Source organism: Enterobacter cloacae complex sp. 397G4 (genome assembly GCF_050031515.1).
Classification (GTDB): Bacteria; Pseudomonadota; Gammaproteobacteria; order Enterobacterales; family Enterobacteriaceae; genus Enterobacter; species Enterobacter hormaechei_C.
On sequence record NZ_JBLGWE010000001.1, the window covers coordinates 3,423,070 to 3,436,207 of the forward strand.

Genomic DNA, 13,138 nt, shown 5'->3' on the forward strand with positions numbered 1-13,138 from the left:
CCTTTTTGTTTCACTGTCAGGTTTCGCAAAACCCTGATGAATGGGATTTTCTTCATCTCTTAACACGGCTACACTCGCAGAGCAGCGGAGATGAACGTTATGCGGGTTCATCGGTCAAATTAGCACATCCAACATACAGGACAGTGGTTATGTTCAGGCAGTTGAGAAAAACACTGGTTGCGACACTGATTGCCGCCGTGACGGTGGGTCAGGTGTTGCCCGCTTTCGCTGACTCGTCCGATTCATTGCCGGACATGGGCACCACGGCAGGAAGCACGCTCTCCATCGGGCAGGAGATGCAGATGGGTGATTATTACGTACGCCAGTTGCGCGGCAGTGCTCCGCTGATTAACGACCCTTTGCTGGTGCAATACATTAACGGCCTGGGGATGCGTCTGGTGGCGCACGCCGACTCGGTAAAAACGCCCTTCCACTTCTATTTAATCAATAACGACGAAATCAACGCCTTCGCTTTCTTTGGCGGGAACGTGGTGCTGCATTCGGCGTTGTTCCGTTATTCCGATAACGAAAGCCAGCTGGCGTCCGTCATGGCGCACGAAATTTCGCACGTCACCCAGCGCCATCTGGCGCGTGCGATGGAAGATCAGAAGCGTAACGCCCCGCTAACCTGGGTGGGCGCGCTGGGCTCTATTCTGCTGGCGATGGCCAGCCCGCAGGCCGGGATGGCGGCGCTTACCGGGACGCTGGCGGGGACGCGTCAGGGGATGATCAGCTTTACCCAGCAGAATGAGCAGGAAGCAGACCGCATCGGCATTCAGGTTTTACAGCGTTCCGGCTTTGACCCGCAGGCCATGCCGAGCTTCCTGGAAAAACTGCTCGACCAGGCACGCTACTCGTCGCGCCCGCCTGAAATTCTGTTGACCCACCCGCTGCCGGAAAGCCGCCTCTCGGATGCGCGTAACCGAGCCAACCAGATGCGTCCGGTCGTGGTGCAGTCTTCGCAGGATTTCTACATGGCCAAAGTGAGAACGCTTGGCATGTACAACTCCGGACGTAATCAGCTCACCAGCGATCTACTGGACGCGCTGGCGAAAGGCAACGTGCGCGAGAAAAACGCGGCGCAGTATGGTCAGGCGCTCCAGGCGATGGAGGCCAGCAAATACGATGAAGCGCGAAAAGCGCTACAGCCGCTGCTGGCGGCGGCGCCTGACAATCCGTGGTATCTCGACCTCGCCACCGATATCGATCTGGGGCAGAAAAAAGCGACCGATGCGATTAATCGCCTGAAAGGGGCGAAAGATCTTCGTAATAATCCAGTATTGCAGCTTAACCTGGCGAACGCCTACCTACAGGGCGGCCAGCCCGGCGAGGCGGTGACCATTCTGAACCGCTACACCTTTAACAATAAAGATGACCAGAACGGCTGGGAGCTGCTCGCCCAGGCCCAGGGGCAACTGGGTAACCGCGATCAGGAGCTGGCCGCGCGTGCGGAAGGTCTGGCGCTGGCGGGTCGTCTCGATCAGGCCATTTCCCTGCTGAGCAGCGCCAGCTCGCAGGTGAAGCTTGGCAGCCTGCAACAGGCCCGCTACGATGCGCGAATCGACCAGCTGCGCGGCCTGCAACAACGCTTTAAGCCGTACGAGAAGATGTAATAAAGGAGAAGTCATGACAGACGCGGTAAAAATTTACCATAACCCTCGCTGCTCCAAGAGCCGAGACACCCTCAGCCTGCTGAAGACTAACGGCATCGAACCGGAAGTGGTGCTGTACCTGGAGACGCCGCCGGACGCGCAGACTATCCGCCAGCTGCTGAAGATGCTGAACATGGGCAGCGCACGCGACCTGATGCGTCAGAAAGAAGAACTGTATAAATCGCTCAATCTGAACGATACCAGTCTCACTGAAGATCGGCTGATTCAGGCGATGGTCGACAATCCAAAGCTGATTGAGCGCCCGATTGTGGTGGCGAACGGCAAGGCGCGTATCGGCCGTCCGCCGGAAGACGTGCTCGAGATCGTCTAATCGTTACGCCGCAGCGCTTCCAGAAACGCCTGCGGCGTACGCTCTCCCAGCTTTTTCTGCGCTTTTCCCCGGTTGTAAAACTCACACAATTGGATCAACAGCTCTCCCATCGGTTCACTGTTCACCCGCGGAATGATTTCGCGTAACGGCACGGTGACCTGAAGAGCGAGATAATACTGTGAATGCACTTTTACGGTGACGTTATGCTCCGGCAAGTTCACTTCCAGCCCAAAAGTCTCAACAGATTGAATATCAGCCGGACAGGCAGCCAGCACCTCGTTCGTCCAGCGGGTCAGCAACTGCGGCGATACGCCAGCATAAAGCCGGGCGTAACACCAGCCGCTGACGGGTTCACGCGCCCAGAGCAGGTGTTGCTCGCCACCGTCGTCCATATGTAGCGACAGCGGCTGATGATGCAGGAGTAGCTTCTGCGGCATGATCCCGGCCTTCAGCGCCTTTTTGCCCTGCAACGACGCCCCCTTTTGTTTTAGCGAGGCTGGTTTGAGGTAGCGGTTCAGGGTCGCGCGGGAAACGGCGATCCCGAGTCCGTCATTCACCAGCAGCAGCAGTTCATCCAGCGGTGCCCCTGTGATATCCCGCAGGGCATTTATCAGTGCCGCCTGCTCTTGTCTCAGCGCTTTGTGTATCACTTTTGGCGTTGTGTGGTTATCCGAAACCTGGTCGCGGTTGCGCCAGCGCCTGACGGTGGTGACCGAGATCCCCAGCTCAACGGCAAGCTCTCTGTCGCTTTTATCTGACTGCTGAAGATAACGACGGATACGCGGCGTAGTGGTGGCGTTGGCATGCAGTTTGATTTCCATCGCGCCTCTCCTTAACTAATCTTATGAGATTTATATCAGAGCAGCGAATGCTTTGTGACCGATTTCACCTTTCGCTCGCCACGCTTCACTGATAATCCACAGACATAACATAAACAACACCCCTCAATCTTGTACGGAGTTCACAATGAACAATGTTCTGGGATTTCTTGAAGCAAAACTGATGCCGCTGGCGGCGAAAACGGCCCAGCAGCGTCATCTTGGGGCCATTCGCGGCGCCTACGTGTCATTCATGCCGTTTATTATCGTCGGCTCCATTCTGCTGGTGATCTCCTCCTTCCCGAATCAGGCCTATCAGCAGTTTATGTCTCAGGCCTTTGGTGAGAGCTGGAGTGCAATTATAGAGATCCCGTTTAACGCGGTGTTCTCAACCATGTCGCTGTTTATCAGCTTCCTGGTGGCCTACCGCCTGGCTGAGCATTATGGAGAGGACCGCATCTCCTGCGGCATCCTGGCGCTGGTCGCGTTTCTGATCCTGACGCCTTTTATCAAAGTGGCGGAAAACGGCGGCATTACCGTGATGCCGGTGGAGTGGATTGGCAGCAAAGGGCTGTTCGTGGCGATGATCGGTTCCCTGCTGTGGACGGAACTGTTCTGCTGGCTGAAGCGCAAAAAGCTGGTCATCAAAATGCCGGACGGCGTGCCTCCGGCGGTGCAGGAGTCATTCGCGGCCCTGATCCCGGCCCTGCTGGTAATGATTCTGGTGCTGCTTATCCGCATCATCTTTGAAAACACCCACTACCACACCATCCACCAGTTTATTTATGAAGTGGTTGCCACCCCGGTACGCCACTACGGCACCTCTTATTTCGGGGCGCTGATGACCGTATTCAGCATCACCATTCTGTGGTCAGTGGGCATTAACTCCGGTTCGATGATCAACGGGATTATTCGCCCGCTGTGGATGGAGAACCAGACCGACAACATCGCCGCGATCCAGGCGGGAACGACGCCGCCGCACATCATCACCGAACAGTTTTTTGACATGATCTGGATGGGTGGCGCGGGCGCCACGCTGTCGCTGGTGATTGCGATGCTGATTTTCGCCCGCAGCAAAAACATGCGCGAAGTCGCGCGCCTCGGTGCGGGCGCGTCGGTGTTTAACATCAACGAACCGATTCTCTTTGGCCTGCCGGTGATCATGAACCCGATCATGCTCATCCCGTTCAATCTGGTGCCGCTGGTGCTGGTCACCGTGCAGTATGCGGCGATGAAAATTGGTGCGGTCGCCGTCACCACCGGGGTGTTTATCCCCTGGACGCTGCCGCCGGTTATCAGCGGCTTTATCGTCACCGGGCACCTGAGCGGCAGCGTGATGCAGCTGATCAACCTGCTGATTGGCGCCATGCTGTACCTGCCTTTCATGCGTATCCTGGATAAACAGTACCGCGCGGCGGAGCTGACTACCGCTACGCAACCCGACACCACCCTTGCAAAACAGGAGTAAAGCATGTGGGGAATTATCGCAACCTGGCGAATGGCGCTTGAAGGCGTCACGGAATCTGCGTCTGCGCTGGCTGCGGGCAAACCTGTCGCTCCGGCGGTGGTGGATGCCGTCGCCGCCGTCGAGGACTTTCCGTTTTATAAATCCGTCGGCTACGGCGGGCTGCCGACCGAGAACGGCGAGGTAGAGCTGGACGCGGCCTATATGGACGGCGACACGCTGGCGTTCGGCGCCGTGGGCAATCTGGTGGATATCGCCAACCCGGTGCGCGTGGCGCATGCGCTCAGCCGCCAGCGCTATAACAGCCTGCTGGTCGGCCAGGGCGCGCGCGAATGGGCGCTGAGTCAGGGCTTTGCCGATAAAACCATGCTCACGGATCGCGCCATGCAACACTACCGTAAGCGCTGCCGCGAAACGCTGGACAAGGGGTTAAGCCCCTACGACGGACATGACACCGTCGGCATCATCGGCCTCGATAAACAGGGCTCGATGAGCGTCGCCACCTCCACCAGCGGCCTGTTTATGAAAAAACGCGGTCGCCTCGGTGACTCACCCATCATCGGCTCCGGCTTTTACTGCGACAGCGAAACCGGCGCGGCCACCGCCACGGGCGTCGGTGAAGATCTGATGAAGGGCTGTACCAGCTACGAAATCGTTCGCCGGATGGCGCAAGGGATGACGCCGCAGCAGGCGGCGGATTCGGTGGTGTTCGAACTGGAAGACAAGCTGATGTCGCGCTTTGGCCGCGCGGGCGATCTCTCCGTAGTGTGCATGAACAGCAAAGGAGAATTTGGCGCCGCGACCAACATCAAAACCTTCTCGTTTGTGGTGGCGACGGCTCGCCAGCCCCTCACCGTTTTCCGTACTGAACGCCTGCGGGAGAAAACGCACTATCACGCGGTAGATGAGGAGTGGATGCAGGCCTATGCCGCGCGGATCTGCGCACCGATTGAGGAGTCATGATGATCACATACCAGTTTATCAACGCGCTTTCAGACGCGAAGCCGCAAAGCCATTTGATTGCGCGCGCTGACAGTTCCCTGTTACCGGAAAGCGCTCTTGTCGCTGAAATGCGCCAGCAGAGCACCGTCGCGGACGCGCGCTTTGGCTGCGCGCCGTTTGCCCGCATCACCCTTTTGCCGGATGCGCTCTGGCATGACGCCCTGACCGAAGGGTTGCTAACCGCTCTGCGACCGCTGCTTGCCGCCCCCGCCAGCGCCGAACTCGTGCTGGACGTGACGGATATTGACGATGTGGTGCTGGCGCAGGTACTGCGTTTTCTCTTTAATCAGGCGCACAGGCTCAGTGACCTGAAGCTGAAGAAGACGGACGAAGCGCTGCGTCTTACCTGCATCACTGCCCTCTGCTTGCCGGAACAGCAGGCGAAGCTGGAGACGACCTTCCGCCAGCAGCAGACCATTGCGCTCGGCATGGTTGCGGCGCGACGTCTGGCGGATATGCCGTCCGACCGCTGCACGCCGCAGTTTGTGGTGGAAGAGGCGCAAAAACTGTGTGCCGCCAGCCCTGCCCTGCGCTGCGAGGTGTTGGATGAAAAGCAAATTGTTGAGCAGGGGCTGGGGCTACTGCACGCCGTTGGCAAAGGGGCGACCTGCCCACCGCGTCTGCTCGCTATTCACTATAACGGCGTGTCTGATGGCCCGGTGCGCTGCTACGTGGGAAAAGGCATTACCTTTGACACCGGCGGCCTGTGGCTGAAGGAAGGCGCGGGCATGTACACCATGAAATATGACATGTGCGGCGCGGCTAACGTGCTCGGGCTGATGCTGACCGTTGCGGAGCTGAAATTACCCGTGCGCATCATGGGCGTGCTGGCGCTGGCGGAAAACGCCATCGGCCCCGACGCCATGCAGCCCGGCACGGTGGCGATGGCCTGCAACGGCACCACCGTTGAAATCAACAATACCGATGCCGAGGGCCGGCTGGTGCTGGCAGACGCTATCGCCTGGGCGAGTCAGCGCCATCCGCAGGCTCACTATATCATTGATATGGCGACCTTAACCGGAGCGGTGGTGAAAGCGCTGGGGTATGAGCTGAGCGGACTGATGACCCAGGATGAACCGCTGCGTCAGGCACTGACGCTCGCGGGCAAACGGAGCGGCGACGAGGTGTGGTCCCTGCCGCTGGATGCGCGGCTGAGAAAGCAAACCGACAGCGCGATTGCCGATCTGTGCAACACGCCGACCAACAATGCGGCGATCAGCGCGTCGGCGGCGTGGCTGCTGCACCATTTCTGCCCGCCGACCATTCCGTGGGCGCATCTGGATATCAGCGGGACGGCGCTGTGGCGTGAAAGCGGACGAAGCGTGGCGTCGGGAAGGCCGATTCCTCTGCTGGTGGAGCACTTGTTGGGGGATCTTTAGCCGGGTGGCGGCTGCGCCTTACCCGGCCTACAAGGTATGACGGGTTTTCGTAGGCCCGGTAAGCGCAGCGCCACCGGGCAAAAAACTCAAAGCTTAAGAATATCTTTCACAAACGGAATGGTCAGCTTGCGCTGGGCGGTGATGGAGGCGCGATCGAGCTGATCGAGCGTATCAAAGAGCGTGCGCATCTCCCGATCCAGACGTTTGAGCAGGAAGCGCCCTACGTCTTCCGGCAGTTCAAATCCGCGCAGTCTGGCGCGCAACTGAAGCGCCTGGAGTTTGTCTTCATCCGACAGCGGTTGCAGCTTGTAGATTTGCCCCCAGTCCAGACGAGACGCCAGATCCGGCAGTCCCAGATTGAGCTGGCGCGGCGGACGATCGCCGGTGATCAGCAGCCGGGTTTTGCCCGACTCCAGAATGCGGTTGTAGAGGTTAAAGATCGCCATTTCCCACGGTTCGTCCCCCGCCACGCATTCGATATTATCGATGCAGACCAGGGAGAGATGTTCCATGCCCTCCAGCACCTCAGGCACAAACCAGGTGCGTTTATCCAGCGGCACATAGCCTACCGCGTCACCGCGCGCCGAAAGCTCCGCACAGGCGGCATGCAGCAGGTGGCTGCGTCCCGCGCCTTCGCGTGACCAGATATAGATGTATCCGCTGTGTTCCTGGCGCAGCACGTTTTGCAGTGCAGCCAGTAAAGAGGGGTTATCACCCGGCCAGAAACTCGCGAAAGTTTCGTCGTCAGGGAGATAAAGTGGCAGAGAGAGCTGTGCCGGTCCGTTCAGAAATACCTCAACCAGAGATCTTACATAAAATCGGAATGGAGTTTAACACGGAACCTGCAAGGAGAGAACCGGGCGATCCTTCGCCCGGCATGACGATCAATGTGGCGCTTTTTCGCTGTCGTCCGCGTCCAGCACTACCTCTTCCGGGCGGATCACCGAGATCAGCTTGAAAATCAGGCTCAGGCCGACGCCGACGATGGTCGCCAGCGCCATCCCCTTCAGCTCTGCCGCGCCGATGTGCACCTTCGCGCCGCTCACGCCGATAATCAGGATAACGGAAGTGAGGATCAGGTTCTGCGCCTTGCTGTAATCCACTTTGGATTCAATCAGCACGCGAATACCGGAGGCACCGATCACCCCGTACAGCAGCAGAGAAACGCCGCCCATCACCGGAACCGGGATAATCTGGATCGCCGCCGCCAGTTTACCAACGCAGGAGAGCAGAATGGCGATGATCGCCGCGCCGCCGATAACCCAGGTGCTGTAGACGCGGGTGATCGCCATTACGCCGATATTCTCACCGTAAGTCGTGTTTGGCGTGGAGCCGAAGAAACCAGAGATGATGGTGGAGAAACCGTTGGCAAACATGGAGCGATGCAGGCCCGGGTCTCGGATCAGGTCGCGCTTCACGATGTTCGCCGTCACCACCAGGTGGCCGACGTGCTCAGCAATCACCACCAGCGCGGCAGGCAGAATAGTGAAAATGGCGAACCATTCAAAGCGCGGGGTGTAGAAGGTTGGCAGCGCGAACCAGTGCGCCTCGGCAATCGGGGTGGTATCCACAACGCCCATCACGAAGGAGAGCGCGTAACCCGCCAGCACGCCGATCAGGATCGGGATAATCGCCATAAAGCCGCGGAACAGGACGGAACCGAATACCGTCACGCCCAGCGTCACCAGCGAAATAATAATGGTTTTAGAATCCGGTGACTGACCGTCCGCAGGCAGCAGCCCGGCCATGTTCGCCGCCACGCCCGCCAGCTCCAGGCCGATGACGGCAACGATGGCCCCCATTGCCGCAGGCGGGAACATCACGTCCAGCCAGCCGGTACCGGCTTTCTTCACAATGAAGGAGACCAGGCAGAACAGCACGCCGCACATGATAAAGCCGCCCAGCGCGACCTCATAACCCAGCGGCAGCAACAGCAGAACCGGGGAGATAAACGCGAAGCTCGACCCGAGATAGGCCGGGATTTTGCCTTTACAGATGAAGAGGTAAAGCAGCGTACCGATGCCGTTAAACAGCAGCACGGTAGCCGGGTTAATGTGAAACAGGATTGGCACCAGCACGGTTGCGCCAAACATGGCGAACAGGTGCTGCAAACTAAGCGGGATTGTCTGTAAAAGCGGCGGTCTTTCACTCACCCCGATAGCACGGCGCGTCATAGTGTTTTCCTCTGAGTGTCATTGTTGGTTTTAATTCAAAAAAAAGCCGACTATCAAAGTCGGCTTCTTTATCGTTATTCGATTATTTAGTACCAAAAATCTTATCGCCGGCATCGCCGAGCCCCGGGATGATGTACCCGTGCTCGTTCAGTCCCTGGTCGACAGACGCGGTATAGAGTTCAACGTCCGGGTGCGCTTTTTCCAGCGCCGCGATACCTTCCGGCGCCGCAACCAGCACCAGCACTTTGATGCTGCTGCATCCCGCTTTTTTCAGCAGGTCGATGGTGGCGATCATCGAACCGCCGGTCGCCAGCATCGGGTCAACCACCAGCGCCATACGCTCGTCGATGTTAGACACCAGCTTCTGGAAGTAAGGAACCGGCTCAAGGGTTTCTTCGTTACGGTAGATCCCCACCACGCTGATACGCGCGCTTGGGACGTGCTCCAGTACGCCTTCCATCATGCCCAGACCCGCACGCAGGATTGGCACCACGGTAATTTTTTTACCTTTGATCTGCTCAACCTGTACCGGACCGTTCCAGCCTTCGATGGTCACTTTTTCCGTTTCCAGATCAGAGGTCGCTTCGTAGGTCAGCAGGCTACCCACTTCAGAAGCCAGTTCGCGAAAACGCTTCGTGCTGATGTCATGCTCACGCATCAGGCCCAACTTGTGTTTAACGAGTGGGTGTTTCACTTCCACAATCTTCATTCTCTTTCTCCTCTGAGGTGGCATCCGCAAAAAAATCGCGGGATTATACCGCTTTTTTCGGATTGCGCCATACCCATCTTGCTTGACGTATATCAATCAAAGTGATTTAGAGACAAAAAAACCGGAGGCGAAGCTCCGGCTTGGGTGCGGGATTCTGCCGGGTGGCGCTGCGCTTACGCGGGCCTACGTGTAGTGTAGGTCGGGTAAGCGTTAGCGCCACCCGACAATTACAGGTTATCGCCGTTGCTGGCAATCACCTGCTTATACCAGTCGAACGATTTCTTCTTGCTGCGGTTCAGCGTGCCGTTACCTTCGTTATCTTTATCGACAAAGATAAAGCCGTAGCGTTTTTTCATCTCGCCGGTGCCGGCAGAGACCAGGTCGATACAGCCCCACGGCGTGTAGCCCATCAGATCTACGCCGTCTTCCACCACCGCTTTTTTCATCTCGCGGATGTGCGCGGAAAGGTAGTCGATGCGGTACTGGTCGTTCACCGTGCCGTCGCTCTCCTGCACGTCGATCGCGCCAAAGCCGTTCTCAACGATAAACAATGGCAGCTGATAGTGATCCCAGAACCAGTTCAGAGAGTAGCGCAGCCCGACAGGATCGATCTGCCAGCCCCAGTCCGATTTCTGCACGTACGGGTTAGAGACCAGGCTCTTGCTCTCGTCGTAGTCCAGCAGCGGGTTGTCCGCGGTCGCTTTGGTGGCAAAAGACATGTAGTAGCTGAACCCGATGTAATCCACGCAGCCCTGCGTCAGCGCCACTTTATCTTCTTCGGTGATATCCAGCGCGAAGCCGCGACGTTCAAAGTAGTTGAGCAGATGCTGCGGATACTTGCCGCGCACGTGAACGTCGGTGAACCAGTAGCGACGATGCATGGCGTTCATCGCCATCATCATATCGTCCGGGGCACAGGTCAGCGGATAGATGGGGCACATGGCAATCATGCAGCCGATTTGCAGCGACGGGTTGATCTCGCGCCCCGCCTTCACCGCCAGGGCACTGGCCACCAGCTCATAGTGCGCCGCCTGGAACATCACCGGCTCGCGATCTTCTCCCGGCGCATATTTCAGCCCGGAGTTGGTAAACGGCGCAAAGTCTTCGTGGAAGTTGGCCTGGTTGTTGATCTCGTTAAAGGTCATCCAGTACTTCACTTTATGCTGGTAGCGCTCAAAAACGACCTTCGCGAAGCGAACAAAGAAGTCGATCAGCTTACGGTTGCGCCAGCCGCCGTATTCCGTCACCAGGTGGAAAGGCATCTCGAAGTGGGAAAGCGTGATCACCGGCTCGATGCCGTGCTTCAGGCACTCGTCAAAAAGATCGTCATAGAATTTGAGTCCCGCTTCGTTCGGCTCCAGCTCGTCGCCTTTCGGGAAGATACGCGTCCAGGCGATGGAGGTGCGGAAGCATTTGAACCCCATCTCGGCAAAGAGTTTGATGTCTTCTTTATAGCGGTGATAGAAGTCGATGGCTTCGTGGTTTGGGTAATTTTTCCCCTCCAGCACGCCGTTGGTGATTTCACGCGGTACCCCGTGGGCGCCTGCCGTCATGACATCGGCAACGCTCACGCCCTTGCCGCCCTCTTTCCAGCCGCCTTCGAGCTGGTGCGCCGCAACGGCCCCACCCCACAGAAAACCTGCTTTAAATCCTGACATTCGCTATCCCTCATTCTGCGTTATTTTCTGCAAAAACAGTTACAGAAACCGGTTTCAGTTTGATGATGTGCAAAGGGGATAGCCGTTGCAAGCAGATCGCCGAAACCGGTTTCATTTTCGTGAACAGAGTCAAGTTTGTTGCCCTGGACAGCCCGCACAGAAAAAAAGATCCTCGCGCCGAGAATAGGCTCGCAAACGTTTGCCTGGACTGTTAGAATTGCGCCGATTTTTCTTACTAGCTATGCAATCGCGTGGGGATTTAAGCCGTGACCAACAAAACTTCTCTCAGCTACAAAGATGCCGGTGTTGATATTGACGCAGGTAATGCGCTGGTTGACCGAATCAAAGGTGTGGTGAAAAAAACCCGCCGCCCGGAAGTGATGGGTGGCCTGGGTGGATTCGGCGCACTGTGCGCGCTGCCGCAAAAATATCGTGAACCTGTGCTGGTCTCGGGTACGGATGGTGTCGGTACAAAACTGCGCCTGGCGATGGATCTTAAGCGTCACGATACGATTGGTATCGATCTGGTGGCGATGTGCGTCAACGACCTGGTGGTACAGGGCGCCGAGCCGCTGTTCTTCCTCGATTACTACGCGACCGGCAAGCTGGACGTAGATACCGCAGCCAGCGTCATTAACGGTATCGCCGAAGGCTGCCTGCAATCCGGCTGTGCGCTGGTCGGCGGTGAAACCGCGGAAATGCCTGGCATGTATCACGGGGAAGATTATGACGTCGCAGGCTTCTGCGTCGGCGTGGTAGAAAAATCAGAAATTATCGACGGCAGCAAAGTGGCTGACGGCGATGTGCTGGTTGCGCTGGCCTCCAGCGGTCCGCACTCCAACGGCTACTCTCTGGTGCGTAAAATCCTCGAAGTGAGCGGTTGCGACCCGCTGACCACCGAGCTGGACGGCAAACCGCTGGCCGATCACCTGCTGGCCCCGACCCGCATCTACGTGAAAAACGTGCTGGAGCTGATTGAGAACGTTGACGTGCACGCCATCGCTCACCTCACCGGCGGCGGCTTCTGGGAAAACATTCCGCGCGTGCTGCCGGACAATACCCAGGCGGTGATCGACGCATCCTCATGGCAGTGGCCGTCCGTCTTCAACTGGCTGCAAACCGCAGGCAACGTGAGCTCTCACGAAATGTACCGCACCTTTAACTGCGGCGTGGGCATGGTTATCGCCCTGCCCGCCAGCGAAGCGGATAAAGCGGTTAAGCTGCTGACAGAAAAAGGTGAAAACGCGTGGAAAATCGGTACGATTAAAGCTTCCGATTCCGAACAGCGTGTGGTCATTGAATGAAAAACATCGTGGTGCTCATTTCCGGCAACGGAAGCAATTTGCAGGCAATCATAGACGCCTGCAAACAGAAGAAAATCAATGGCACCATTCGGGCAGTATTCAGCAACAAGGCCGATGCGTTCGGCCTTGAGCGCGCGCGGGAAGCGAACATTCCTGCGCACGCGCTGGAAGCCAGCCAGTTCGCCGGGCGTGAAGCCTTTGACCGTGAGCTGGTGCAGGAGATTGACGCCTACGCACCTGACGTGGTGGTGCTGGCAGGCTACATGCGCATCCTGAGCCCGGCATTTGTCGAACACTTCGCAGGACGACTGCTCAATATCCACCCTTCCCTGCTGCCAAAATACCCCGGTCTGCACACCCATCGTCAGGTGCTGGAAAACGGCGATGAGGAGCATGGTACCTCCGTGCATTTCGTCACCGACGAGCTGGACGGCGGTCCGGTCATTTTGCAGGCAAAAGTACCGGTCTTTGACGGCGACAACGAAGACGACGTGACCGAACGTGTGCAGACGCAGGAACACGCCATTTATCCGCTGGTGGTAAGCTGGTTTGTCGATGGACGTCTGGAGATGCGCAACGGCGCAGCCTGGCTGGACGGCGTGAAGTTGCCCCCGCAGGGTTATGCGGCTGAAGAGTAGTCTGTTTG

General features: G+C 57.7%; 12 protein-coding genes. 7 read left to right on the top strand and 5 right to left on the bottom strand.

Annotated elements, in window-relative coordinates:
- Positions 1-149: 149 nt before the first annotated feature.
- Together bepA and arsC are read left to right on the top strand one after the other, a co-directional pair.
- Positions 150-1,613: a beta-barrel assembly-enhancing protease gene (gene bepA / locus ACQG1Y_RS16400; RefSeq protein ID WP_015572197.1), complete on the top strand. Its 1,464-nt coding sequence runs from the start codon at positions 150-152 to the stop codon at positions 1,611-1,613.
- Positions 1,614-1,626: 13 nt separating this feature from the next.
- Positions 1,627-1,983, top strand: a complete 357-nt coding sequence (gene arsC, locus ACQG1Y_RS16405) for an arsenate reductase (glutaredoxin) (RefSeq protein WP_368740550.1) — start codon at positions 1,627-1,629, stop codon at positions 1,981-1,983.
- Here the strand turns inward: arsC and ACQG1Y_RS16410 are convergent.
- Positions 1,980-2,804 (bottom strand): homeodomain-like domain protein, encoded by an 825-nt coding sequence (locus ACQG1Y_RS16410; RefSeq protein ID WP_017383504.1) that lies wholly within the window; start codon positions 2,802-2,804, stop codon positions 1,980-1,982. The genes arsC and ACQG1Y_RS16410 overlap by 4 nt on opposite strands.
- Before the next feature lie 145 nt (positions 2,805-2,949).
- On the opposite strand from ACQG1Y_RS16410, the gene celB reads away from it, so the two are divergent.
- Genes celB through ACQG1Y_RS16425 form a run of 3 tightly spaced genes read left to right on the top strand, consistent with a single transcriptional unit; the run spans position 2,950 to position 6,647 of the window.
- Entirely contained in the window at positions 2,950-4,269 is a 1,320-nt protein-coding gene (gene celB, locus ACQG1Y_RS16415; RefSeq protein ID WP_017383505.1) for a PTS cellobiose transporter subunit IIC, read from the top strand.
- Between the two features lie 3 nt (positions 4,270-4,272).
- Positions 4,273-5,229, top strand: a complete 957-nt coding sequence (locus ACQG1Y_RS16420; protein ID WP_165730136.1) for a N(4)-(beta-N-acetylglucosaminyl)-L-asparaginase — start codon at positions 4,273-4,275, stop codon at positions 5,227-5,229.
- Positions 5,229-6,647 (top strand): M17 family metallopeptidase, encoded by a 1,419-nt coding sequence (locus tag ACQG1Y_RS16425; protein ID WP_368740565.1) that lies wholly within the window; start codon positions 5,229-5,231, stop codon positions 6,645-6,647. The genes ACQG1Y_RS16420 and ACQG1Y_RS16425 overlap by 1 nt, the downstream gene beginning before the upstream one ends.
- An 86-nt stretch (positions 6,648-6,733) precedes the next feature.
- Here ACQG1Y_RS16425 and ACQG1Y_RS16430 read toward each other — a convergent pair whose 3' ends face one another.
- From ACQG1Y_RS16430 to ACQG1Y_RS16445, 4 genes are all read right to left on the bottom strand, one after another.
- Positions 6,734-7,435, bottom strand: a complete 702-nt coding sequence (locus tag ACQG1Y_RS16430) for a DnaA inactivator Hda (RefSeq protein WP_211482948.1) — start codon at positions 7,433-7,435, stop codon at positions 6,734-6,736.
- Between the two features lie 96 nt (positions 7,436-7,531).
- Positions 7,532-8,821 carry a uracil permease gene (gene uraA / locus ACQG1Y_RS16435; RefSeq protein WP_003860558.1) on the bottom strand — a complete coding sequence of 430 codons (1,290 nt, stop codon included), beginning with the start codon at positions 8,819-8,821 and terminating at the stop codon, positions 7,532-7,534.
- Between the two features lie 82 nt (positions 8,822-8,903).
- Positions 8,904-9,530 carry a uracil phosphoribosyltransferase gene (upp, locus tag ACQG1Y_RS16440; RefSeq protein WP_003860560.1) on the bottom strand — a complete coding sequence of 209 codons (627 nt, stop codon included), beginning with the start codon at positions 9,528-9,530 and terminating at the stop codon, positions 8,904-8,906.
- A gap of 227 nt (positions 9,531-9,757) precedes the next feature.
- Complete coding sequence (locus tag ACQG1Y_RS16445) at positions 9,758-11,188, bottom strand: 6-phospho-beta-glucosidase (protein WP_047726714.1); 1,431 nt, start codon at positions 11,186-11,188, stop codon at positions 9,758-9,760.
- A 266-nt stretch (positions 11,189-11,454) separates the two neighbouring features.
- Between ACQG1Y_RS16445 and purM the strand changes: the two genes are divergently transcribed.
- Together purM and purN are read left to right on the top strand one after the other, a co-directional pair.
- Positions 11,455-12,492 carry a phosphoribosylformylglycinamidine cyclo-ligase gene (purM, locus tag ACQG1Y_RS16450; protein WP_017383509.1) on the top strand — a complete coding sequence of 346 codons (1,038 nt, stop codon included), beginning with the start codon at positions 11,455-11,457 and terminating at the stop codon, positions 12,490-12,492.
- Complete coding sequence (gene purN, locus ACQG1Y_RS16455; protein ID WP_039270209.1) at positions 12,489-13,130, top strand: phosphoribosylglycinamide formyltransferase; 642 nt, start codon at positions 12,489-12,491, stop codon at positions 13,128-13,130. Before purM ends, purN begins: the two co-directional genes overlap by 4 nt.
- Positions 13,131-13,138: the final 8 nt, after the last annotated feature.

What these genes read in the sequence shown, in the direction of transcription:
- bepA (WP_015572197.1), top strand. Translation starts at nt 150, where the DNA reads ATGTTCAGGCAGTTGAGAAAAACACTGGTTGCGACACTGATTGCCGCC.
- arsC (WP_368740550.1), top strand. Translation starts at nt 1,627, where the DNA reads ATGACAGACGCGGTAAAAATTTACCATAACCCTCGCTGCTCCAAGAGC.
- ACQG1Y_RS16410 (WP_017383504.1), bottom strand. Translation starts at nt 2,804, where the DNA reads ATGGAAATCAAACTGCATGCCAACGCCACCACTACGCCGCGTATCCGT.
- celB (WP_017383505.1), top strand. Translation starts at nt 2,950, where the DNA reads ATGAACAATGTTCTGGGATTTCTTGAAGCAAAACTGATGCCGCTGGCG.
- ACQG1Y_RS16420 (WP_165730136.1), top strand. Translation starts at nt 4,273, where the DNA reads ATGTGGGGAATTATCGCAACCTGGCGAATGGCGCTTGAAGGCGTCACG.
- ACQG1Y_RS16425 (WP_368740565.1), top strand. Translation starts at nt 5,229, where the DNA reads ATGATCACATACCAGTTTATCAACGCGCTTTCAGACGCGAAGCCGCAA.
- uraA (WP_003860558.1), bottom strand. Translation starts at nt 8,821, where the DNA reads ATGACGCGCCGTGCTATCGGGGTGAGTGAAAGACCGCCGCTTTTACAG.
- upp (WP_003860560.1), bottom strand. Translation starts at nt 9,530, where the DNA reads ATGAAGATTGTGGAAGTGAAACACCCACTCGTTAAACACAAGTTGGGC.
- ACQG1Y_RS16445 (WP_047726714.1), bottom strand. Translation starts at nt 11,188, where the DNA reads ATGTCAGGATTTAAAGCAGGTTTTCTGTGGGGTGGGGCCGTTGCGGCG.
- purN (WP_039270209.1), top strand. Translation starts at nt 12,489, where the DNA reads ATGAAAAACATCGTGGTGCTCATTTCCGGCAACGGAAGCAATTTGCAG.